Origin of the sequence: Rhodoplanes sp., assembly GCF_013377085.1 — a bacterium.
GTDB lineage: Bacteria > Pseudomonadota > Alphaproteobacteria > Rhizobiales > Xanthobacteraceae > Rhodoplanes.
The window spans coordinates 98,569-120,213 of sequence record NZ_JACAAX010000008.1 but is presented as its reverse complement, the minus strand read 5'-3'; the positions used below and the strand labels follow the sequence as shown (position 1 = coordinate 120,213).

Sequence of the window (21,645 nt, the reverse complement as noted above, 5' to 3'; positions counted from 1 at the left end):
CGTGTGGGGTAATTAGATACGGGTAACCGTCGGCCCGACCGGCCGACCGGGGCGGGCACGGCCTGTCGACAGATTATTACGAAAAAAATGTGCGGCGCGACACAAAACGCGTGCAACTGCGAATAAGGCGACGTATCATTTTACGCATTGACCCTCTTTGGCAGGAGTGGCCCTTGCTTCAGCGCAGCGATCTCGTCGCGTTCATGCCGACCTCCGACATGTGCGAATTCCTGGCGCGGGTCGCGGGCGGGCACGCCTCTTCACTGCATGCCTGGGTGGTCGATGGCCTGCGCGATCATGGCCTGATCGACCGCCACGACCGGCTGACCGAGCACGGCCGGCGGATGCTGGCGGGCGAATAGGTCGCTCGAGTTCGCGCAGGCGGTTCGGGCCGGAAGGCGGAGCGGCGACGAGCCGCTGACCGCAACGCCGTCCTCGGATCCGGGTCAGTCCTGCCGCGGCCGATGGCCCGGATGCGCTGTCCGCGATGCTTCCTTGCCGGCGATGCGCTCATTGCGCAGCTCGTGCCGGTGCTTGAGCTCCAGCGTCACCAGGCGGGCCAGCAGGGTCGCCGGATAGAGCTGGCCCATGATCGTCTCCACATTGCAGAGACTGCGCACGATCGGATGCACCGGGGCGATGTCGCCGTAGCCGGTCGAGGTCAGGGTGACGAAGCTGAAATAAATGAGCGTGGCGGCAATGTCCGGACGGTCCTCCACCACCATGCCGGCGAAGGCGTTCGGCTCGAGCATGCCGGCGAAGGCGTAGATCGAGACGAAGACGCTGGCGATCAGCAGATAGAGCAGCACGGCACCGATGACCCGGTGATAGTTCACCCGTCCCGGGCCGAACACCAGGCGCGCGACGACGTAGCCGAGCACGCTGGCGATGACCAGCCAGGCGGAGGCCGTGAGCGCGATGTCGGTCGTCGACGGTCCGTGCAGGCGCAGCGCGATGGCGAGGAGGTTCGTGCCGAAGCCGATCGACATTAGGACGAACACCCAAAGGCTGCCGGAGATCACCAGGCCGCCGGCCATGATGCACAGCAGAATGAGGCCGCTGAGCACCTGAAACGCCACGCCGCCCGTCGCCGCCAGCAGCGGGGCCGAGACGAAAAGCAGCATGAGCTGCAGGACGGTGAGGACCGTCAGCAGCGGATCGCTCCAGCGCTCCTGCAGGTGCAGGAGGCGCGCGCCGAGGCCGGTCGGTGCGTCCGTCCGGGTCCTTTCAATGCCCACGTCGTTCTCCAGGTCTGTCGTGCTCAGGCCGCCGCCGGCGGCTGTGGCTCGCCGCGCAGCCGCGCCCGCCGGAGCGCGATCAGCCGCTCCAGCCGATAGGTCGCGAGGGTGAGGGCGGACGGCTCCGCCGCATCGGGGTCGCGGGCCGCGATCTTGTCCAGCTCGCTTCGCAAGATGCCGTCGATCTGCCGCTCCAGATCGGTCAGCGTCGCCTCGTCGGCGGCCTCGTCGATGCGATCGGAGAGGGCGCACAGCCGCGCCAGCGATCGCTCGGCCGGCGAGGCCTCCTTGGCCATGAACTTCCAGGCCGCCGCGAACAGCGAGGTGAGCGAGCCGAGCAGCATCGAGCCGTAGAAGATCTGGTCGCCGTACTTGTCGAAGAACGTCTTGGTGTCGCCGTCGAAATAGGCGGCGGCGCCGGGATGGATGGGGACGAAGGCGTCCTTGTCGGTGCTCGGCGCGCTGATCTGCGCGAGAATCGGGAACTCGCCGATCAGCTCGCGCCGCGTCTCCATGATGGCCTTGGCGAGCGTCGCCACGGTGTCGTCGTCGAGCTTCCTCTTGGCGAGCAGATAGAACGGCACCCGCAGCGTCGTCAGGTCGTCGTCGGGGATCGGCGGCGAGCCGCGCAGCGTGCCCTTCGGCAGGTCCCAGCTCTCGTAGGCGCGCGCCACCTCGGCGATGGCGCCGGCCGCCTCGATCGCGATCAGGCCGGGCTTCTGCTTGCTGTTCGGGATGATGCTCCGCAGCAACGACAGATACCTCTCGGTGATGGGCATGACGACCAGCAGGGCGGCGACATGCTTGCCCGTGAACGCCGTCGCGATGTCGGGCAGCGGCAGATCCTTGAACGTCACCTTCAGCCGATCGAGCTCGTATTCCTTCTTCAGCACCTCGACGAGCTGGTGGTTGACGACGCCGCCGACCACACCCACGGTCTTGCCCTTGAGGTCCTCGACCTCCTTCACCGGGCTGCCCGGCGGCGTGACGATCAGCACGACATTGTTGGTGATCGCGACCACGGACCGCGCCTCGGAGAGGTCGCCGACATCGCCGCGTCCGACCGTCAGGTCGACCTCGCCGGCCGAGAACGCCTTCATGGCCTCGAGCACGTTGCCCTTGTCCACGACCTTGAGTCGCACCGGCGTGCCGTTCGCCGCCATGCGGGCCGCGATGGCACTCATGAACCGGGGCATGTCGCCGTCGGCGGAGCCGGTCGCCAGCGTCAGGGTCTTGGGCGTGGTGAAATGGCGGTAGACGTAAAGGCCGCTGCAGCCGGCCAGGATGACGAGCGCGAAGACCACGACGATCCGCAGCCAGCGGGGGAGGCGGCCGGTTGCGACCGCCGCCAGCGCCGCGATCACGGCCGCGCCGATCGCCGCCTTCCGAAGCTGCTCCTGCTCCATGGAAATCCTCCGCGCCGCGGTTCGCGGGCGAGCTTGGCAAGGGTGTGGCCGGACTGGCCTCGCCCGGGCCGCTGGCTTCGTGTCGAGTGGCCCGAGGGTCGAGGTGGGCCCGAGGTCGATGGTATCATGCGGGCGGGCGCACGTGGTCAGGCGCTCGGGCCGCACCATCCCGGCAGGAAGCGCGCGTCGGTCGACTTGGCGAGCGTCATGGCGGTGCTCAACGCCTTGTCGAAATCGCGGTCGACCACGCGGCGTTTGATCCGGCGGCGCAGGAAGTCGGCCCACAGGAACTCGCTGAACGGCGTCGCATCCTTGGCGAAACCGCCGGCCTTGCGCAACTCGCCGGCGAGGCTGCGATAGGGATCGTCGACCAGCTCCGAGACCCGGGAGGGGATGTCGTCGAAGCCGCGGCGGACGCCCTTCGCGTCATAGGGATGGCACCAGCCGTGGTGGTCGAGAAACACCCAGAAGGCGTCGCTCTCGAGCATGTGCAGGTCCATGATGACCGAGACGAGGATCTGGCGCTGGCCTTCGTCGTGGAGGGCGCGGGCCATGTGGTGGTGGTCGATCACGTAGGGTCGCTGCTTCGGCCCGAGGATCACCGGCACCATGTGGCGGCCGAGGAACTCGCTCTTGTCCTTCTGGGCCTGCCAGCTCTCGCGCTTGGCACGGACCTCGTGCATGCCGACCGTGATCTGGGTCGGCCGCAGGTCGGAGGTCTTCACCGGGTGGAGAATCGGCTCTCGAACATGCATGGAAGTCCTCGTCGCGTGATGGAAGGGCGTGGCGCGCCGCAAGGCGGCGCCGACGCATCGTACCATCCGGAACCGCCGCCCTGTCGACAAAGGCGGCGGCGCGGCCGGGAGGGCCGTCCGGGAGCTTCGCGCCGGGGGCCGGTCAGGGCAGCAGCAGCGACGCCCCGATGGTCTTGCCGGCTTCGAGGTCGCGGTGGGCGCTCACCGCGTCGCTCATCACGTAGCGCTTGCCGATGTTCGACTTGATCTTGCCGGCGAGGAAGAGGTCGAACAGCTTCTTGGCCGATGTCAGAATCTCCTCCCGCGTGCCGCAATAGGTGGCCAGCGTCGGGCGGGTGAAGTAGAGCGAGCCCTTCTTCTGCAGGAGCCCGGCCTCGACCGGCGGCGGCGCCCCCGTGGTGGTGCCGAACGACACGAAATAGCCGCGCGGCGCCAACGCCGCGATCGAGGTGTCGAAGGTCGCCTTGCCGATCGAGTCGTAGACCACCGGCACGCCGGCGCCGCCGGTGATCTCCTTCACCCGCGCCAAAATGTCCTCGCGCGAGCGGTCGATCACGAACTCGTAGCCGTTCTCCTTCGCCTTCTTGCACTTCTCGGCCCCGGAGGCGACGCCGATCATGCGGGCGCCGAGATGATGGCCCCACTGGCCGGCGATCAGGCCGACGCCGCCGGAGGCGGCGTAGAACAGCACGAGCTCGCCCTTCTTCACCGGGTAGCAGCGGGTCAGCAGGTACTCGGCCGTCATTCCCTTCATCAGCAGCGCCGCGGCGTCCTCCTCGGCGATGCCGTTGGGGATCGCGACCACGCGCTCGACCGGCATATTGCGGAGATCCGCATAGGAGCCGGACGCACCACCCGCATAGACCACGCGGTCGCCCGGCTTGAACCCGGTCACCCCGGCGCCGACCTTCTCGACCAGGCCGGCCGCCTCGGTGCCGACCGCACCCGGCAGCGGCGCCGGGTAGAAGCCGGACCGGAAGTAGCAGTCCTGGTAGTTGAGGCCGACCGCGCGCTGGCGGATCTGGACCTCGCCCGGGCCGGGGTCGGCGAGATCGACGGTTTCCAGCACGAGCACCTCGGGCGCACCCGTCTTCGCATACCTGACCACACGTGCCTTGCTGCTCATGATGCGCCTCTCCCTGGACGAGCGGAGTCCGAAAAGTCGTGGAGCCGGCACCGCGGTGGGAATTTCGGGGGCGGTGCCGATCGGAGCAACCGTCATAGCAACCCGGCCGGCCCCCCGGAACGCACCCCCGCGCCGGCATGCCATGTGAAAACGATGGGGCAGGGGCGGGAGGTGAAAGGGCTGCAGGTCGGCTGGATGCTGGACTGGACCGACCATGTCCGCCTCGCCGGCCGCCGGCGCGAGGTCTCCCGGTTAGAGTACGTCCGTGGATTGTGATGCCGGGACGCAACCGGCCGGCAGTATGCTGGCCCATCCTGGCCGTCCCGCCGACACCCGTCGGCCCATCGCGGCGTGCCGGGCCGAGACGGCGAAGCCGGCGACTCCTCCACCCCGCGTTACGCCGGCCGAAACCACCACCCTGGGAGGCTGTCGTGCAAAAGCGCTTCGTTCTCATCGCATCGTTGGCGGCCGTGCTGGTGACGGCCGGAGCCGTCCGGCCGAGCTGGGCTGAAGATACGGCGAGCGTCGTCGGACTGTGGAAGCTCGTCGGATACGAGGTCGAGGTGCAGGCGACCGGCCAGCGAGGCCCGGTGATGGGAGACCATCCGACCGGATATTCCCTGTTCACCCCGGATGGCCGGGTGTTCTTCATGCTGACGGGCGAAGGGCGCATGCCGGCCAAGACGGCCGAGGAGCGCGCCGCGCTGCTCACCACCATGGTGGCCTATACGGGACGCTACCGGCTCGAAGGCGACAAGTGGATCACCAATGTCGAGGTCGCCTGGAATCCCGAGTGGGTCGGCACCGAGCAGTCGCGTACCTACAAGATCGAGAACGGGCGGCTCCAGGTGCTCACCCCCTGGCGCATCATGCCCAACTGGGCCGACAAAGGCATGCAACGCAGCATCGTGACGTTCCAGAAGGCGGAGTAGGTCGCTGCCGCACGGATCGGCGGCCTGGATCCCGGACCGATCGGCAATCGGCCTAGCCGGCGGGGGGCGGCCTTGCGCTCCGGGCTAGGACAAGCGCGACGGCGCATGATACGCAGGCGCGGCGGCGGGAAGGTCCGGCTCGCCGGCCTTGCTCGCCCTGAGACATCGGAGATCGACATGGGATCCCAGCAGCCACGGATCACGCGGCGCGCCTTCGCCGTGGGCTGCCTGGGGCTCGGTGCGGCCGGGCTCGTCGCGGCAGTGGTGCGCGCCGGCGGTCCCGCCGTGTGGCCCGATCGTCCGGTGCGCCTGATCGTCCCGTATCCGGCCGGCGGCTCGGTCGATCTCCTCACCCGCATCTTGGCCGAACGGCTCGAAAGCCGCTTCGGCCAGCCCTTCGTGATCGAGAACAAGCCCGGCGCGGCCGGCAATATCGGCATCGCGGCGCTGGTCGGCAGCCCGGCCGACGGCTACACGCTCGCCTCGGCGACGGTCGGGCATTTCTCGATCAACCAGTTCCTCTACGAGCGGCTGCCCTACGATCCGGACCGCGATTTTGCCCCGATCTCGCTGACCTGGGACTTGCCCAACGTCTTCGCCGTGCCGAACCACGTGCCGGCGGCGACGGTCGGTGAGTTCGTCGCCTGGGCGAAGCCGCGCCGCGGCATCAGCTACGGCAGCTCGGGCGTCGGCACCTCGACGCATCTGTGCGCGGCGCTGCTGGCGGCGCGCACCGGGATCGACGCGGTGCACGTGCCGTTCCGCGGTGCGGCGCAGACGATCCCGGCGATGCTGTCCGGCGACGTGACCTATTCGGTCGACAATCTCGCCTCCTACATGGCCTATATCGAGAGCGGGCAGATCCGCCCGCTCGCCGTCACCTCGGCGCAGCGCTGGCCGACCCTGCCGAACGTTCCCACCATGGCCGAGGCCGGTGTTCCGAACCTCGAGGCGACCTCCTGGGCGGCCTTCGTGGCGCCGGCCGGCACGCCGCGGGCGATCGTCGACGCGCTCGCCGCGGCCCAGCGCGAGATCGCCGCCGATCCGGCCGTCCAGCGCCGCTTCGAGACGGCGGGCGCCCGCTGCCTGTCCTCCGATCCCGAGACCCTGTCCGCGAAAGTCGTCCGCGAGCGGCCGCTGTGGAAGGAGATGGTCCGGGTCTCCGGACTGTCGAGCTGACGGGCGCCCGGCCGCATCGGACGGCGCGGGCCGGGCCTCAATATCGTGCCGACAAGGCCGCGCCGAACACGATCGCCAAGGCGAGCAGCGACAATCCCGCCACGGGCCACTGCCGCAGGAACGCATCGGCCCGACAGAATCCCGCGCCCAGCGCGACACCGGCCCGGCGCAGCGGTCCGAGCGCGGCAGCGGCCTGCTGCAGCCGGCCGCGAGGCGGTGGTGTCCAACGCCCGAGCAGAACGGCGAGCACCCCGCCGGCCAGAACCGGCCAGACCGCGGCCGCGATCGTGTCGACGAGGGACGACGACAGGCGGGTGCCGGGCGGAACCGGAAGCCATGCGCTCCAGTCGACCAGCCCCAGCGCCAGCGAGCAGGCCGCGAGCGCCAGCGCCGCCGCCTGCTGAGACCAGCCGACGCGACCGCGCTTCGTCGCCGTTTCGTCCGTCGTTTCGTCCGCCGTCGCGGTACGGTTCACCGGTCCGAGGACACGGGCGAGCACCAGCAGAAGGTAGGCGCACGTGAAGGCGCCGCCCGCCTGGATCACGACGGCCCACCACCATTGCCCTGTGTCGGCCGCCGACCGCAACAGCAGCTCCTTTGCCAGATAGGCCCCGCTCGGTGGTAGCCCGACCAGCGCCAATCCGCCGAGCGCGAAGGCGGCGACGGCGCCCGGCACGCGCCGGCCGGCGCCGGCGAGTGCCGCGATGCGATCGTGCCCCAGCGCCGTATAGATCGACCCGGCGGCCATGAACATGGCGGCCTTGGCGGCCGCATGCGACATCGCCTGCAGCATGCCGCCCGCCAGCGCGTCGCCCTTCAGCATCGACGCCGCGCCGGCGTCATAGGCGAGCGCGAACATCAGGAAGAGATATCCGATCTGCGCCAGCGTCGAATAGGCGATCAGCAGCTTGAGCCGCTCCTGGCGCAGCGCGACGACACTGCCGAGCAGGATCGCCGTCGCTCCCAGCGCGGACAACATCTGCGTCGCCGCGACGCTCTGCAGTCCCGGCATCACGTCGAACCAGAGCCGGACCACGATGAAGAAGGAGCCTTTCACGACCAGGGCCGAGAGCAGCGCACTCCCGGCAGGCGGTGCGCCGGCATGGGCAGGCGGCAGCCAGAGATGCAGCGGCACCAGCGCGGTCTTGGCGAGAAGCCCGACCGTCATCAGCGAGCCGGCGACCAGCACGGCCGGTTCCGCCGTCACGAGGCGCGACAGCAGGACGACGTCGAGCGTGCCGTAGGCACCGTAGAGAAGCGTCGTTCCCGCCAGATAGAGCACCGAGCCGAGGAGCGCGAACAGCAGATAGCGCAGCGCCGCCTGCAGGGTCTCGGCGCGACCGTCGAGGCAGACCAGCGGCACCGCCGCGAAGGTGAGGATCTCCAGCGCCACGTAGAGCGTGAACAGATCACCGGCCAGGAAGACCGTGTTCAGGCCGCCCCACACGCCCAGCAACAGGATCCAGAACGTGAAGGGTGCGCGCTCCTCGGCCGCGCCCGCGGCGACGCGGAAGTCCGCCCGCGCATAGACGCCGATCGCGGCGACGACGCATGCCGTGACGACGAGCATGACGGCCGACAGGCCGTCCGCCCGCAGCGCGACCCCGAGCGGCGGCGCCCAGCCGCCGAGCAGATAGACCAGCGCGCCGCCCGTCTGTGGAACCTTGGCCGCGATCGCGACCGCGACGGCGAGGCCGACGGGCAGTGCGGCAAGCGCGATCCATGCGGTGCGCCGGCCGCCGGCGACGAACGCGACGAGCGCGGCGGCCACCGGGACCACGATCGACAGCACCAGCAGGGCCCCGCTCGACCCCGCCGACTCCAGGACCGCGACCGGACCGGACATCACGCGTCCGTGGATTCTGGGCCGGCGTTGCTCGCGGCGCCGTCGCGCAGCGAGGCCGAGCCGGTCGCGTCGAAGTAGCGAAGCAGCAGCGCCAGGGCCAATGCCGTCGCCGAGAACGCCACGACGACCCCGGTGATGACCAGCGCCTGTGGTATCGGGTCGCCCGGAAATCCGGCCGCCGCGCCCCTGCGGGCGACGACGCCGAAGAACAGGAACACTCCGCTGCCGAGCAGGTTGAAGGCCAGGATCTTGCGGAGCGGCTGCGGGTTCACGATCGCGCCGTAGAGGCCGAGACCGGCGACGACGGCGGCGCACAGGCCGAAGACGATCGTCTCGCTCACGGCTCGGCGCTCCTCTCGGGCGGTCCCGCGACCAAAAGTGCGAGCGTCGCCGCGACGGTCAGGATCATGGCGAACTCGATCGCCAGGATCACCGGCTTGGCCCAGTCCTGCGGATAGGACAGGAACGCGCCGCCCAGCAGGAGACCGCCGAGCCCGACGATCAGGAAGACGACGGGCCCGGCGACCAGCATCAGCCGCAACTGCTGCCGGCCGACCTCCGGCACATCGCCGAGCCCTGCCATCAGGACCACCAGCCACATCGCCGCCAGGATCGTGGCGCCCTGAAAGGCGCCACCCGGATGATCGGCGCTGACCCAGAGCACGTAGATGCCGAGGACGACGCCCAGCGGCGGCAGGACCCGCGCCAGGAACACGAGGGCCCCCTCCGGGTCGGCCCGGTGATAGGAGCGTGGGCGCCCGCCCCACGCGCCATCCGGCGCGAGCGACCACACGCCGACGAGGGCGATGACGAGCACGAACTTCTCGAGCATCGTGTCCATGGCCCGGAACGCCATCAGGACGTTGGTGATCGGATTGCCGAGACCGGTGGCCCCGGCATTCGCGGCCGCCTCGGGCGCCAGCGACGGAGCCGGATCGGGCAGCGACAGCAGGGCGACCGCGATCGCCGCCGCGACGATCGTCGCCAGCGCCGCGACCAGCGTCCGGCCGACGCCGCCGAGGTGCTCCGCGGACGTCGAGGACTCGCCGGCGCGCAGGCGAGCCGCGGCGCCGATCAGCAGGGCGCCGGTGAGGCCGCTGCCGATCGCCGCCTCGGTCAAGGCCACGTCGGGCGCGCCGAGACGCACCCACACCAGCGCGAGAAGCAGGCCGTAGGCGACGAAGCCGACCACGGCGGACGAGCTGTCGCGGGCGACGACCGTCCACACGGCGACGATCAGGACGACGCCTGCGACGAAGAGGTCGAGCGCCGGGACGATGGTCATGACGACGATCCCTCGCGACGCGCAGCCTGCGCGACGAGCTGGGAGACCGTGGCGCCCGCCAGCAGGACCAAGAGCCAGACGCAAACCAGCTTGAGGCCGTTCTGGAGGCTCCCCGCCTGCGGCAGCAGCCCGAGCGCCACGAGGCCGAGCCCGAGATTGTCGGCCTTGGTGAGCGCGTGCAGCCGCGTCAGCGTGTCGGGGAAGCGGAGCAGACCGACCGTGCCGGCGAGGAAGAAGAACACCCCGGCCGAGACGGCCACGATGGTCACGAGATCGAGCACGGCGCTCATGGTCCCTCCGTTTCCGGCGGTGTATCCGGCTGCTGCGCTCGCCGCGCGCATTCGGCGAAGGCTGCGGCCGCGAAGGTGGCGAGCAGCGCCAGAACCAGGGCCACGTCGATCGCCGCGGAGATGTCGCCGATCACGCCGATGATCAGCAGCGCGGCGATGCCGCAGGTTCCGATCAGTTGCGCCGCCATCATCCGATCGGCGTCGCCCGGGCCGCGCAGGACCCGCACCAGCCCCAGCGCCAGCAGCGCGAGGATAAGGCCGACCATCACGGTCAGGAACTCATTCATGCCGGACCACCCCCGACAGAGCCACCTCCTCGGTGGCGAGCTGCGAGACGACGGGCGCATCGACGTCGAGGCAATGATAGACGATGCCGCCGTCGTCGCTGCCCGCCGGCAGGGTGCCGGGCTGCAGGCTCGTGAACGCCGTGAACGCGCTGCGAAACAGCCCGGGCGGACAGCGGGCCGGATAGCTCACGAAGCCCGGCCGCAGCGGCAGCCGCGGATCGAAGGCCCGGCGGGCGACGTCGAGCCCGGCGACGACGGACTGGCGCAAGAAGCGAAGCGCGAGCCGCGCTGCCGCGACCGGGTCATAGCGCCGCGGCGTCGCCGGCAGCAGGTGCAGGCTCACCCGGGTCGCGAGCGCGCTGACGCCGACCCCGACCAGGAGATCGGCGACACCGACGCCGGCGAGGATCGTCCAGAAGCCGAAGAGGAGCACGGCCCGCACGATGGCGGCCCGCTGCACGGTACGATGCTCTCCGACGGTCCCGATCACGACGAGCGCCTTCGGGCTCGGGCCGGCGTTCGACGATGCCGCTGCGACATGGTTCGTCGTCTCCCGCCTCAGGTGGTTCCGGCCTGCGGGCTCGCCTCCGGCTCGTTCGCCCTGAACGACGCGACATAGAGGGCGGGGAGGAAGATCAGGGTCAGCACGGTGGCGACCAGGAGGCCGCCCATGATGGCGTAGGCCATCGGGCCCCAGAAGATCGTCGGGGCGATCGGGATCATGCCCAGCACGGTCGAGATCGCGGTCAGCACGATCGGCCGCAGCCGCGACAGCGACGCGGCGATCACGGCGTCCCAGATCGTCTTGCCTTCGCCGCGCTCGGTCTCGATCTGGTCGATCAGGATCACGGCGTTGCGGGCGATCATGCCCATCAGGGCGAGGACGCCGAGAATGGCGACGAAGCCGAGCGGCTTCTGGAACAGCAGCAGGGCCGCGACGATGCCGATCAGCCCGAGCGGCACGACGCTCAGCACCAGCGCAAGACGGCTGAAGCTCTGAAGCTGGATCATCAGGATCGTGATGGTGACGAACAGCATGGCCGGCACGACGGCGAACACCGAGGCCTGCGACTTGGCGCTCTCCTCGACCGTGCCGCCGGTGGCGATACGGTAGCCGGTGGGCAGCCCGGCCTGCACCCAGGCGATCTTCGGCGCCAGCGCGGCGACCACGGCTTCGGGTGACACGCCCGCGGCGACGTCGGCCTGGACCGTGAGGGTCGGCAGCCCGTCGCGCCGCCAGATCAGCGGATACTCCTGCTCGTCGTCGATGGTGGCGAACTGACCGAGCGGCACGGTACGCCCGTTCGGCAGGCCGACCTGCAGGTTGCGCAGCGTCGACAACGAGACGCGCTGCTCGTCGGTCGCCCGCACCACCACGTCGACCAGATAGATGCCGTCGCGCATCTGGGTCACGGCGTTGCCGGAGACGACGCTCGCCAGCACGCCGGCGATCGCCTCGGAACTCAAGCCCAGCAGGCGCGCCTGGTCCTGGTCGATCCGCACCCGCACCTTCCGGGCCGGTTCCATCCAGTCGAAGTTGATCTGGCGCACCCGCGTGTCGGCCGCGATCGTCGAGGCGAGCAGCATGGCGGCGTCGCGCACCTCGGCGAGGTCCGGCCCGCTGATCCGGTACTGCACCGGCCAGCCGACCGGCGGCCCGAGCTCCAGCGGCACGATGCGCGAGACGGCCGCCGGGAACTCGTCGGCCAAGACCTTCGACAGTCGCTCGCGCAGCCGGTCCCGTGCGGAAACGTCCTTGGCGACGACGACGAGCTGGCTGAAGAAGTCGTTCCTGAGCTGCACGTCGAGCGGCAGGTAGAAGCGGATGACGCCGCGGCCCACATAGGTGCTCCAGTGGGCGACGTCGGGATCGGCGGTGAGCACGCGATCGAGCCGGGCGGAGGCGTCCGAGCTGGCGTGGATCGAGGCGTTCTGGGGCAACCGCAGGTCGATCAGCAGCTCGGGCCTGTCGGACGAGGGGAAGAACTGCCGCGGGATCAGCGGCAGGGCGGCGATCGACGCGGCGAAGCAGGCGAGCGTCACGCCGATGGTCAGCCAGCGGTTCCGCATGGCGCCGACCAGCACGCTGCGGAAGACCCGGACCAGCCGGCCGGGCTCGGTCGCGGCCTTCGGGGTCGGCAGCAGCGCGACCCCGACCAGTGGCGTGAACAGCACCGCCACGACCCACGACGCGATCAGGGCGACGCTGACGACGGCGAAGATGGAAAACGTGTATTCGCCGGCCGAGCTTTTCGCGAAGCCGATCGGGATGAAGCCGGCGAGCGTGACGAAGGAGCCGGTCAGCATCGGCATCGCCAGGGTCTTGTAGGCGAAGGCGGCCGACTCCTCCTTGCTGGCGCCTTCGGCGAGCTTCATCGACATCGCGTCGATGGTCGACATCGCATCGTCGACCAGCAGCGTGAGCGCGATGATCAGGGCGCCGAGCGAGATGCGCTGCAGGTCGACCGAGATCAGCTCCATCACCGGGAACACCAGCGCCAGCGTCAGCGGGATCGACAGCGCCACGACCGCGCCGGCCCGGAACCCGAGACTGATGACGCTGACCGCCATGATGATCACGATCGCCTGCCAGAGCGACTCCATGAACTCGCCGATGGCGGTGTCGACCACGGCCGACTGGTCGGCGACCAGCACGGGCTCGATGCCGACCGGCAGGTCCGCCGTGATCTCGGCCATGATCCGCTTGACGTCGCGGCCGAGCGCCAGGATGTCGCCGCCCTCCCGCATGGCGACCGCGATGCCGACTGCCGGCGTGCCGTTCACCCGGAACATCGGCTGCGGCGGATCGGCAAGCCCACGCCGCACCGTGACGATGTCGCGCAGACGGATCAAGCGACCGTTCGCCGCGATGTTGACGTCGAGAATGTCGAGCTCGGACTCGAACGCGCCGGAGACCCGCAGCACCAACGTCTCGTCGCCGGTCTGGATGCTGCCTGCGGGGCTGACGGCGTTCTGGGCCCGCAGGGCCGCCACCACGGCCGCACGATCGATGCCGAGGCCGGCCAGCGTCGCGGTGGAGAACTCGATGAAGACCCGCTCGTCCTGGGCGCCGAGGATCTCGACCTTGGAGACGTCCCGCAAGCTCAGCAGCCGCTTGCGGATCGCCTCCGCCTTGTCGCGCAGCTCGCGATGCGTGAAGCCGTCCGCGGTCAGCCCGTAGATGATGCCGAAGGTGTCGCCGAAGTCGTCGTTGAAGCCGGGCCCGACCACGCCCGCCGGCAGGGTGTGGCGCATGTCCGCGACGCGCTTGCGTACCTCGTACCAGATGTCCGGCACCTCGGCGGGCGACGTCGCACCCCTGAGGTTGACGAAGATCGTCGCGCGGCCCGGCACCGTGGTGCTGCGCAGGAAATCGAGGTTCGGCACCTCCTTGAGGGTACGCTCCAGCCGGTCGGTGATCTGGTCGAGCGTGTCGGCCAGCGTCGCCCCCGGCCACGCCGCCTCGACCACCATGGCCCGGAACGTGAAAGCCGGGTCCTCGTTGCGGCCGAGCCTTATGTAGGAGAGCAGGCCGGCCAGCGTCACGGCGATCATCAGATAGAGCACGAAGGAGCGGTGGCGGAGGGCCCAGGCGGAGAGGTTGGGGCCGCTCATGGGCGCGCCCCGATGAGCCGCACCTTCTGTCCCGGGTGCAGCGCCTGCACGCCGGCCGTGACGACGATCTCGCCGACGTCGATGCCGCCGGCGACCGCGACCTTGGCCGGATCGAAGCGGACGACGTCGACGTTGCGCAGCGCCACCGTGCTGCTGGCCGGATCGACCACCCAGACGGCGGGCTGGCGGTCGGACCTGGTGAGCGCGGTCGCCGGGATCTCCATCACGGGCTGGGCGTCCATGCGCAGGCGCCCCGTCACGGTGGCGCCGAGCCGCATCGTCTCCGGGGGCTCGCTGAGCCCGACCTTGACCTCGAAGGTGCGGGTCACCGGATCGGCCTGCGGGGCGATCTCGCGGACCCGTCCGGTCGCCGTCACGCCCGGGTCGTCGGTCAGGCTCACGGTGATGACCGTGTTGCCGGGCGCCGCCCGCAGCACCTGGGCCGGCACGTCGAACACGGCGTCGCGCCCGCCCTGGCGGGCGAGCCGCACGATCGCCTGTCCGGCCTGGACGACCTCGCCGGGCTCGGCCCCGACCGCCGTGACGATGCCTTCGGCATCGGCGACGAGCTCGGTGAAGTCGAGGAGGTCGTTGGCGCTCTTGAGCTGAGCCTCGGCGGAGTCGACCCGGGCCTGCGCGGTGTCGCGCTCCTTCTGGGCCTGGTCGAACAGGGCGCGCGTCGTCCAGCCCTGCGCCAGCAGGGTCTCCTGGCGCTCGAAATGATTGCGCGCCTGGGTGAGCTGCGCCTGCGCGGCGGCGAGGCCGGCCTGCGCCGAGCGCAGCGCGTTGGTCTCGTTCTGCGGCTCGAGCCGCGCGATGACCTGGCCGGGCCGTACGCGGTCGCCGACATTGACGGGGCGCTCCTTCACCCGGCCACCGATGCGGAAGCCGAGCGCCGCCACGTCCTGGGCCGCGACGCTGCCGGTGAGCACGACGCTTTCGCCGGCCTCGCGCTTGGCCACCGTCACGGTGCGGACCGGACGCGGGTCCGGGGCGCGGACCTCCTCGGCGGGCCCGCAGGCGGCGAGCAGGGCAGGCCCGAAACAGACGAGAACGCGACCCCATCCGAAAAGCCCCTGACGTCGGCGGGGCGTCCGCTTCATTCCTCGTGGCATTCGACCTCCGCTCGGGCACGGCCGGCTACGCCGGCGCGGCTGCTCGGCCGCACCGGCGTCCTCCGAAGAGACGAGCCGTCAGCCGAGCTTGCTCAGCTCCGCCTTCAGCTTCTCCTCGTCCTCGTTGGACAGCGAGGTTCTCAGCACCCGCGGCTTGTAGGGTTCCAGCTCCGGCAGCACCTTGTCCTCGTTCACGCTCTTGAACAAGACGAACAGGGCCGACGAGCCTTCCGGGATGGTCGCGCTCAGCCGCTTCACGAAATCGTCGTCGATCCCGTACTTGGCCAGCGAGCCGGCCAGGGCGCCGGCGCCGGCCCCCGAAATGGCGCCGACCGCCATGCCGGCCAGTGGATTGAGGAACAGGATGCCGACCAGCGCACCCCACAGGGCGCCGCGGCTGACGCCGGTCGCCGCCCCGAGTGCCGTGAGATTGACGGCCTGCTTGACATGCACCTTGCCGGACGCCTCGCGCTCGACCACGCAGGCGTCCTCCAGGTCGATCAGGTACTCCTTCTGCAGCGAACGCAGCTTGTTCAAGACCTCGTCCGCGGTGTGAAGGCCGTCGAAGCCGAGTACGACCAACGTGCTCATGATCTCTCCCTTGTGACTCGAACGAATGTGACCGTCATTTCTGTTCCCGTCGCCGCGGCGACGGATCGGGTATCTCGCCCGGGATGTAGTTCGGCAGCCGGCTGGCCGGGATGATCGCCAGCATCGCGATGCTGGCCATGATGACGAGCCCGATCTTCAGCGCCCGCAGGCGTGCCTCGGCGTTGACGCGCAACGCCTCCCGGACCTGCTCGGGCGTCGCGGTGGTCGCCGCCAGGACGCCCTGCAGCCGCTCGTCGCTGACGAAGTTGATGCTGTCGAGATCGACCTGCGCCTGGATCTCGGGCGTGAGCTTGGGACTGCCGGCGATACTGCCCAGCACGATCGAGCTGAGCAGGCCGACCATCAGGGCACCCGCGACCGCCGTGCCGACCGCGGCGGCGAGATTGTTGGTGGTGCCGCGCAGGGAGCCGACATCGCCGGCGAGCTCCTTCGGCGACGCCGTCACGAGGACGTTGAACAGCAGCGTGACCAGCGAGCCCTGGCCGATGCCGAACAGGACGAGGCCGACCAGAACCGGGCCGGCGCTCCAGTCGTTCTTCACCACGAAGGCGAGCCAGAGCAGCGCCGCCGTGCACAGCGCGAAACCGTAGCGCCCGATCTGCCGCGGTGTCAGCCGCTTGTACAGCCGGACGACCAGCATGGCGGTGAAGAACACCGTCAGGTTGAACGGCATCATGGCGATCGCGGTGGCGAGCGGCGAGCGGCCCTGCACGATCTGGATATACAGAGGCACCGAGAAGTTGAGCATCGCCTCGAGCGCGACGACGGCGAACATCGCGGCGACTGCGGCCCGCTCCTGCGCCGAGCCGATGACCTCGAGCGCCAGCAGCGGCGTCTTGCCGGCCTGTTGGCGTGCGTAGGTCCACCGCACGAAGGCGAAGCCGATCATGATGCCGACGACGATCAGCACCGGCGCCGGCGAGAAGCCGGCGAGATCGAACGGCGCGCCGGGCGAGGCGACCGCCAGGCCCCAGCGATTGAGATTGTTGAAGCCGAAGCTGATCGACACGATCGCGGCGGCGGCGAGAGCGACGCCGACGATGTCGATCTGCACCTCAGGGCGCCCCTCGTCGCGCTTCAGCGTGAAGCTCAGGGCGAACACGATCGCGGCCAGGACGATCAGGATGCCGAACACCGGACGCCAGCCGATGAAGGTGCCGAGCACGCCGCCGATCATGAACGCCGCGACGCCGGCGCCGGCACGCGCCGATCCGAGCGCCCCGAGCGCCGTCGCCTGCTGGGTGCCGCGATAGTTCTCGGCGATGAGCGCCACCAGCGAGGGCACCAGCGCGGCGCCGGCCGCGCCGGACATGGCCTGCGCCAACATCATGGTGCCCGCATTGGGGCTGAACGTCATCACCACCTGGGCCGCACCGAACAGCACGACGACGGCCCGGAACACCATCAGGGCGCCGTAACGCTGGTTCAGCTTGGCGCCCAGCATCACGAAGCCGGCGACCAGCATGGAGTACATGACGATGCCGGTGGCCACCGTCGTGGGGGGCACGTTGAAGCTCGCCACCATGCCGCCCATGGCGACGGGCAGCGCCGCCACGTTGAACGACATCAGCACCTGGCCGAGCGCGATGGCGATCATCGGCGCCCAGGATTGCTTTTCGTCCGCGGGGGAAACCGCCTCGGCAGCCGGCGTTGTGCTCATGGATTGCGTTCCTCGAGTTTCCGATGTCGGTGATGCACGGCCGATCGGCCCGAACTCAGACGTCCGGCGTCGACACGAACAAATCCATCCCGAGTTGCTGGGAGAGGAACCTGGCGGCCAGGATGCCCTTGACGCTGTTGCCGGCGCCGTCGAGCAGCGGGGCGAAGGTGCCGAGGCCACCCTTGCCGGGCGACACCGTGACGATGCCGCCACCGATGCCGCTCTTGCCCGGCAGCCCGATGTCGAAGAGCCAGTCTCCCGAGGTCTCGTACATGCCGGCTGTCGCCATGACGGCGAGCGCGTAATGGCAGATGGTCGCGTCGACGACCCGCTCCTTGGTCAGCGGGTTGACGCCGCCGTCGGCGAGCGTCGCGCCCATCACGGCGAGATCCCGGGCGCTCACGTTGAGCGAGCACTGCCGGGTGTACAGGTCGGTCGCCTCCAGCGGGTCGCAATAGATGCTGTTGCGGCTCTGCAGCATGTGGGCGATGCCGCGGTTGCGGAAGTTCGTCTCCGAGGCCGACGCGTAGACCTCGTCGTTCATCGGCAGCGTGCGGCCGGCGAAGCGGCTCAGACCGTCGTGGATGAAGCGCCATTTGGCGTCGACCGACGCGCCGGGAACCAGGCTGGTGGTCGCGATCGCGCCGGCGTTGACCATCGGATTGGTTCGCCCGTCGGGGCTCCACTCGATTGCGGCGATCGAGTTGAACGGCAGGCCCGTCGCATTGGCCCCGAGCTTGGCGCGGGCCTCGGCGGCGCCGATCGCCTCGCAGACGAGGGCGAACACGAACGGCTTGGACACGCTCATGATCGAGAAGCCGACGTCCGTGTCACCGACCGCGAAGACGTTTCCGCTGGTGCCGACGACGCACACGCCGAAGAGATCGCTCGGCACGCGCGCCAGCGCCGGATAGACCTGCGACACCTCTCCGTCGGCGTTGCTCTTGAACCGCGCATGCGCCTCGGCGACCAGCCCCTGCACCTCGTCGGGGGTCGGAAGGCGCCCGGTCGAGACGTGGGAGAACGCAGGGCGATCGGTCGCCGCGGATCGCATGTCCATGTTTGCCGACCTCTCCTTGGTTGTCATCTCACCTTGGCCGTCATCATCCGGGATGTCATCATCCAGGATATCGTCGATCGCGGTCTGCGGCGAGGCCCGGATCGATCCGGACCGGTCCGCGCGCGATGCGCGTCACCGGTCATGGGTCGCTGAGATCACGCCGTGTTGCTGGTCGTCGTCAGCAGCCCTTGTTCCGCGTCGCCGGACAGCGATGCCTCGCGTGTGTTCGGCGTGAGCAGCCGTGTCTCCGGACAGGCCGCAAGGCTTCTCTCCCGTCGACGAGGAGCGGCTTGAAACAGATCGCTGAGAGAGGCCAAAGATGAAGATAACTCGATGCCTCTTCCCGAACATTCGCGTTCTCGCTGAGACAATGGACGCGCAGCTATCGTTGGCATCGTCGATCTTATATGATGCCGATACGATCTACACAACCGCCGCGGCATCGTGTTCGGAGTGAGGATTAGGATTAGTGCCGATCGCATCGCGGCACTAGACGCCATGCCGACGACGAGGCGTCGCGTCCCGGCGTCGACATGAATAGTCACGCACACGTGATCCGACGCGAGGCCACCGGACATTGTGATGGTCCGCGGTCCCGGTTTCTTGCAAACGTCATTCGATTGCGCGACAAAACGATCGATGCTGCAGTGCGCCAGCGCGAGACCGGAGCAGGCGTTCGCGACGCGCATCGCCGAGCAGCCAGCGACAGCGAGAATGCCATGACGGTCGACCGCGAACCCGTCCTTATCGACCTCGCCCTGCAAGGGGGTGGCTCCCACGGCGCCTTCAGTTGGGGCGTCCTCGACCGGCTGCTCGAGGAGCCGTGGCTCGAGATCGACGGCGTCTCCGGCACCTCGGCCGGCGCCATGAACGCCGCCGTTCTGGTCGACGGCCATGCGGCCGGCGGACGCGACGGCGCCCGCGCTGCCCTGGAGACGTTCTGGCGCAGCGTCTCGGACGCGGCCCGGTTCAGCCCGTTCCAGCGCACTCCGCTCGACCTGCTGCTCGGCCGCTGGACCCTCGACCACTCGCCGCTCTACGTGGCCATGGATCTGATGGCCCGCATGGTCTCGCCCTACGACCTCAATCCCGGCGGATCGAACCCGCTGTCGACGATCCTGGCGCGGCACATCGATTTCGCCCGCGTCGCGCAGGCGCCGATAAAACTGTTCATCACCGCGACCAGCGTCCGCACCGGCCAGGGCCGCGTCTTCCGCAACGACGAGATCACGCCCGACGTGCTGCTCGCCTCCGCCTGCCTGCCGACCATGTTCCAGTCGATCGAGATCGACGGCGACGCCTATTGGGACGGCGGCTACTCGGGCAACCCGACCATCACGCCGCTGGTGCGCGAATGCCGCTCGCGCGACACCATCATCGTCCAGATCAACCCGGTCGAGCGGCCCGGCACGCCGCGCTCGGCGCGCGACATCCTCAACCGCCTGAACGAGGTCTCGTTCAACGCGGTCCTGCTGAAGGAGCTGCGCATGATCGCGCTGCTCCGCCAGGTCGCAGACCCGGGCAATTGCGAAGGCGCCTTGTGGGCCGGCATGCGCATCCACCGGATCGCCAGCGAGGAGATGGCCGAGCTCGGCGCCTCGTCCAAGCTGATCGCCGAATGGGATTTCTTCTGCAAGCTGCGCGATCTCGGCCGCGCCGCCGCGGAGGCGTTTCTCCAGGCCCATGCCGGCGATCTCGGGCAGCGCTCGTCCTTCGATCTCGATGCTCTGCTGACGAGGATCTGACGCGATGGGACTCGCCGGTGTTCTCGTCGGCCTCTGCCTGCTGATCGCGCTCGCCTATCGGGGCTGGAGCGTGCTGCTGCTCGCTCCCCTCGCGGCGGTGATCGCCGCCGCCTTCGCCGGCGAGCCGCTGCTCGCCCACTGGACCGAGACCTTCATGGGCAGTGCCGCGCGCTTCCTCGCGCAGTTCTTCCCGATCTTCCTGCTCGGTGCCCTGTTCGGCAAGCTGATGGACGACAGCGGCTCGGTGACGGCGATCGCCGACGGCATGACCCGCAAGCTCGGCCCGCAACGCGCCATCCTGGCCGTGGTGATCGCCGGCGCGATCGTCACCTATGGCGGCGTCAGCCTGTTCGTGGCGTTCTTCGTCATCGCCCCGATGGCCGAGGCGCTGTTCCGCGCCGCCGACATTCCGCGCCGGCTGATGCCTGCCGCGATCGCACTCGGCACCATGACCTTCACGATGTCGGCCCTGCCGGGGACGCCGTCGATCCAGAACGCCATCCCGATGCCGTTCTTCGGCACCACGCCGTTCGCGGCGCCCGGCCTCGGCGTCGTCGGCTCGATCGTGATGCTCGTCTTCGGGCTGGTCTGGCTCGCCCGGGCGGAAGCCGCGGCCCGCCGCCGCAAGGAGGGGTTCGGGCCCGGCATCATGGCCGACCCGAGCGCCGCCGCGGCCGACGACATCGTCCGCGAGCGCGCCACCGTGGCGCGCGAGTTCGACCCCGCCGAGATCAACCACGGACGGCACGCCGACCAGGGACCGCCGATCGCGGTCGCCGTCGCGCCGCTCGTCGTGGTCGTGCTCGTCAATCTGGTGATGTCGCTCGGCGTGTTGCCGCGGCTCGACGTGTCGTTCCTGGCGGAGCCGCGCTGGGGCTCGACCTCGCTGTCGGCCGTCGCCGGCGTATGGTCCGTGGTGGTCGCGCTGGCGGCCGCCATCGTCACCGTGGTCGCGCTGAACCTGCGCCGCCTGAGCGAGCTGCGCGCCACCATGGATGCCGGCGCCAACGCCTCGGTGCTGCCGGCCTGCAGCGTCGCGAGCCTGGTCGGGTTCGGCGCCGTGGTCGCCGCGCTGCCGGCCTTCGAGCTGGTGCGCGACTGGGTGCTGTCGATCCAGGGCGGACCGCTCATCTCGCTCGCCGCCTCGACCAACATCCTGGCGGCGCTGACCGGCTCCGCCTCCGGCGGCATGACCATCGCGCTCGACGCGCTCGGCGGCACCTATATGCGGCTCGCCGGCGAGCTCGGCATCGACCCGGCGCTGCTGCACCGGGTCGCCGTGATCGGCTCCGGCACGCTCGACAGCCTTCCCCACAACGGCGCCGTCGTCACGCTGCTGGCGGTGTGCGGCACCACCCACCGCGAGGGCTACTTCCACATCGTCATGGTCGGCATCGTCGGCGCCGTGCTGGGCCTCGTCGCAGTGATCGCGCTCGGGTCGGTCTTCGGCTCGTTCTGAGCGCCGACAGCGGACGGCGGGGATCCGTCGCGCGC

Annotated in this window: 20 protein-coding genes; 5 read left to right on the top strand and 15 right to left on the bottom strand. The window is 69.8% G+C overall.

The window, feature by feature from the left end:
• Positions 1 to 173 precede the first annotated feature (173 nt).
• Positions 174 to 362, top strand: a complete 189-nt coding sequence (locus HXX10_RS08620; RefSeq protein ID WP_296521684.1) for a hypothetical protein — start codon at positions 174 to 176, stop codon at positions 360 to 362.
• Positions 363 to 446: 84 nt separating this feature from the next.
• On the opposite strand, the gene HXX10_RS08615 is transcribed toward HXX10_RS08620, so the two are convergent.
• From HXX10_RS08615 to HXX10_RS08600, 4 genes are all read right to left on the bottom strand, one after another.
• Positions 447 to 1,238 carry a potassium channel family protein gene (locus HXX10_RS08615; protein ID WP_296521681.1) on the bottom strand — a complete coding sequence of 264 codons (792 nt, stop codon included), beginning with the start codon at positions 1,236 to 1,238 and terminating at the stop codon, positions 447 to 449.
• 23 nt (positions 1,239 to 1,261) lie between these two features.
• A complete protein-coding gene (locus tag HXX10_RS08610) occupies positions 1,262 to 2,644 on the bottom strand; it encodes a TAXI family TRAP transporter solute-binding subunit (RefSeq protein ID WP_296521679.1) in 1,383 nt (460 codons plus the stop codon).
• 146 nt (positions 2,645 to 2,790) lie between these two features.
• Positions 2,791 to 3,399, bottom strand: a complete 609-nt coding sequence (locus tag HXX10_RS08605) for a ParB-like protein (RefSeq protein ID WP_296521677.1) — start codon at positions 3,397 to 3,399, stop codon at positions 2,791 to 2,793.
• Positions 3,400 to 3,541: 142 nt separating this feature from the next.
• The gene (locus HXX10_RS08600) at positions 3,542 to 4,525 is read right to left on the bottom strand and encodes a quinone oxidoreductase (protein WP_296521675.1); all 984 of its coding nucleotides are present in this window, start codon (positions 4,523 to 4,525) and stop codon (positions 3,542 to 3,544) included.
• A 470-nt stretch (positions 4,526 to 4,995) separates the two neighbouring features.
• Here HXX10_RS08600 and HXX10_RS08595 point away from each other — a divergent pair, with 470 nt between their 5' ends.
• Positions 4,996 to 5,457 (top strand): lipocalin-like domain-containing protein, encoded by a 462-nt coding sequence (locus HXX10_RS08595; protein WP_296521747.1) that lies wholly within the window; start codon positions 4,996 to 4,998, stop codon positions 5,455 to 5,457.
• 177 nt (positions 5,458 to 5,634) lie between these two features.
• On the top strand, positions 5,635 to 6,636 hold the full coding sequence (locus HXX10_RS08590) for a tripartite tricarboxylate transporter substrate binding protein (RefSeq protein ID WP_296521672.1): 1,002 nt from the start codon (positions 5,635 to 5,637) through the stop codon (positions 6,634 to 6,636).
• Between the two features lie 37 nt (positions 6,637 to 6,673).
• Here HXX10_RS08590 and HXX10_RS08585 read toward each other — a convergent pair whose 3' ends face one another.
• From HXX10_RS08585 to glsA, 11 genes are all read right to left on the bottom strand, one after another.
• Positions 6,674 to 8,482, bottom strand: coding sequence for a proton-conducting transporter membrane subunit (locus tag HXX10_RS08585; protein ID WP_296521670.1), 1,809 nt, complete (start codon positions 8,480 to 8,482; stop codon positions 6,674 to 6,676).
• The gene (locus tag HXX10_RS08580; protein WP_296521669.1) at positions 8,482 to 8,823 is read right to left on the bottom strand and encodes an NADH-quinone oxidoreductase subunit K; all 342 of its coding nucleotides are present in this window, start codon (positions 8,821 to 8,823) and stop codon (positions 8,482 to 8,484) included. The genes HXX10_RS08585 and HXX10_RS08580 overlap by 1 nt, the downstream gene beginning before the upstream one ends.
• Positions 8,820 to 9,767 carry a hydrogenase subunit MbhD domain-containing protein gene (locus HXX10_RS08575; protein ID WP_296521667.1) on the bottom strand — a complete coding sequence of 316 codons (948 nt, stop codon included), beginning with the start codon at positions 9,765 to 9,767 and terminating at the stop codon, positions 8,820 to 8,822. The genes HXX10_RS08580 and HXX10_RS08575 overlap by 4 nt, the downstream gene beginning before the upstream one ends.
• Positions 9,764 to 10,057 carry a monovalent cation/H(+) antiporter subunit G gene (locus HXX10_RS08570; RefSeq protein WP_296521664.1) on the bottom strand — a complete coding sequence of 98 codons (294 nt, stop codon included), beginning with the start codon at positions 10,055 to 10,057 and terminating at the stop codon, positions 9,764 to 9,766. The genes HXX10_RS08575 and HXX10_RS08570 overlap by 4 nt, the downstream gene beginning before the upstream one ends.
• On the bottom strand, positions 10,054 to 10,344 hold the full coding sequence (locus HXX10_RS08565) for a monovalent cation/H+ antiporter complex subunit F (protein WP_296521663.1): 291 nt from the start codon (positions 10,342 to 10,344) through the stop codon (positions 10,054 to 10,056). The genes HXX10_RS08570 and HXX10_RS08565 overlap by 4 nt, the downstream gene beginning before the upstream one ends.
• Positions 10,337 to 10,834, bottom strand: a complete 498-nt coding sequence (locus HXX10_RS08560) for a Na+/H+ antiporter subunit E (RefSeq protein WP_296521662.1) — start codon at positions 10,832 to 10,834, stop codon at positions 10,337 to 10,339. Before HXX10_RS08560 ends, HXX10_RS08565 begins: the two co-directional genes overlap by 8 nt.
• A 68-nt stretch (positions 10,835 to 10,902) precedes the next feature.
• Positions 10,903 to 13,959, bottom strand: a complete 3,057-nt coding sequence (locus HXX10_RS08555) for an efflux RND transporter permease subunit (RefSeq protein WP_296521660.1) — start codon at positions 13,957 to 13,959, stop codon at positions 10,903 to 10,905.
• Positions 13,956 to 14,927 (bottom strand): efflux RND transporter periplasmic adaptor subunit, encoded by a 972-nt coding sequence (locus HXX10_RS08550; RefSeq protein WP_367141946.1) that lies wholly within the window; start codon positions 14,925 to 14,927, stop codon positions 13,956 to 13,958. Before HXX10_RS08550 ends, HXX10_RS08555 begins: the two co-directional genes overlap by 4 nt.
• 225 nt (positions 14,928 to 15,152) lie before the next feature.
• On the bottom strand, positions 15,153 to 15,665 hold the full coding sequence (locus tag HXX10_RS08545; protein ID WP_296521655.1) for a DUF1269 domain-containing protein: 513 nt from the start codon (positions 15,663 to 15,665) through the stop codon (positions 15,153 to 15,155).
• Positions 15,666 to 15,699: 34 nt separating this feature from the next.
• Complete coding sequence (locus HXX10_RS08540; RefSeq protein WP_296521653.1) at positions 15,700 to 17,346, bottom strand: MFS transporter; 1,647 nt, start codon at positions 17,344 to 17,346, stop codon at positions 15,700 to 15,702.
• A gap of 55 nt (positions 17,347 to 17,401) precedes the next feature.
• Complete coding sequence (glsA, locus tag HXX10_RS08535) at positions 17,402 to 18,406, bottom strand: glutaminase A (RefSeq protein ID WP_296521651.1); 1,005 nt, start codon at positions 18,404 to 18,406, stop codon at positions 17,402 to 17,404.
• Positions 18,407 to 19,125: 719 nt separating this feature from the next.
• Between glsA and HXX10_RS08530 the strand changes: the two genes are divergently transcribed.
• Complete coding sequence (locus HXX10_RS08530; protein WP_296521649.1) at positions 19,126 to 20,151, top strand: patatin-like phospholipase family protein; 1,026 nt, start codon at positions 19,126 to 19,128, stop codon at positions 20,149 to 20,151.
• A gap of 4 nt (positions 20,152 to 20,155) precedes the next feature.
• Positions 20,156 to 21,610 (top strand): GntP family permease, encoded by a 1,455-nt coding sequence (locus HXX10_RS08525; protein ID WP_296521647.1) that lies wholly within the window; start codon positions 20,156 to 20,158, stop codon positions 21,608 to 21,610.
• The last annotated feature ends 35 nt before the right edge of the window (positions 21,611 to 21,645 follow it).

Coding starts and splice junctions, on each gene's coding strand:
- HXX10_RS08610 (WP_296521679.1), bottom strand. CDS start 2,644: ATGGAGCAGGAGCAGCTTCGGAAGGCGGCGATCGGCGCGGCCGTGATC.
- HXX10_RS08605 (WP_296521677.1), bottom strand. CDS start 3,399: ATGCATGTTCGAGAGCCGATTCTCCACCCGGTGAAGACCTCCGACCTG.
- HXX10_RS08600 (WP_296521675.1), bottom strand. CDS start 4,525: ATGAGCAGCAAGGCACGTGTGGTCAGGTATGCGAAGACGGGTGCGCCC.
- HXX10_RS08590 (WP_296521672.1), top strand. CDS start 5,635: ATGGGATCCCAGCAGCCACGGATCACGCGGCGCGCCTTCGCCGTGGGC.
- HXX10_RS08585 (WP_296521670.1), bottom strand. CDS start 8,482: ATGTCCGGTCCGGTCGCGGTCCTGGAGTCGGCGGGGTCGAGCGGGGCC.
- HXX10_RS08575 (WP_296521667.1), bottom strand. CDS start 9,767: ATGACCATCGTCCCGGCGCTCGACCTCTTCGTCGCAGGCGTCGTCCTG.
- HXX10_RS08570 (WP_296521664.1), bottom strand. CDS start 10,057: ATGAGCGCCGTGCTCGATCTCGTGACCATCGTGGCCGTCTCGGCCGGG.
- HXX10_RS08565 (WP_296521663.1), bottom strand. CDS start 10,344: ATGAATGAGTTCCTGACCGTGATGGTCGGCCTTATCCTCGCGCTGCTG.
- HXX10_RS08555 (WP_296521660.1), bottom strand. CDS start 13,959: ATGAGCGGCCCCAACCTCTCCGCCTGGGCCCTCCGCCACCGCTCCTTC.
- HXX10_RS08545 (WP_296521655.1), bottom strand. CDS start 15,665: ATGAGCACGTTGGTCGTACTCGGCTTCGACGGCCTTCACACCGCGGAC.
- HXX10_RS08540 (WP_296521653.1), bottom strand. CDS start 17,346: ATGAGCACAACGCCGGCTGCCGAGGCGGTTTCCCCCGCGGACGAAAAG.
- glsA (WP_296521651.1), bottom strand. CDS start 18,406: ATGGACATGCGATCCGCGGCGACCGATCGCCCTGCGTTCTCCCACGTC.
- HXX10_RS08530 (WP_296521649.1), top strand. CDS start 19,126: ATGACGGTCGACCGCGAACCCGTCCTTATCGACCTCGCCCTGCAAGGG.
- HXX10_RS08525 (WP_296521647.1), top strand. CDS start 20,156: ATGGGACTCGCCGGTGTTCTCGTCGGCCTCTGCCTGCTGATCGCGCTC.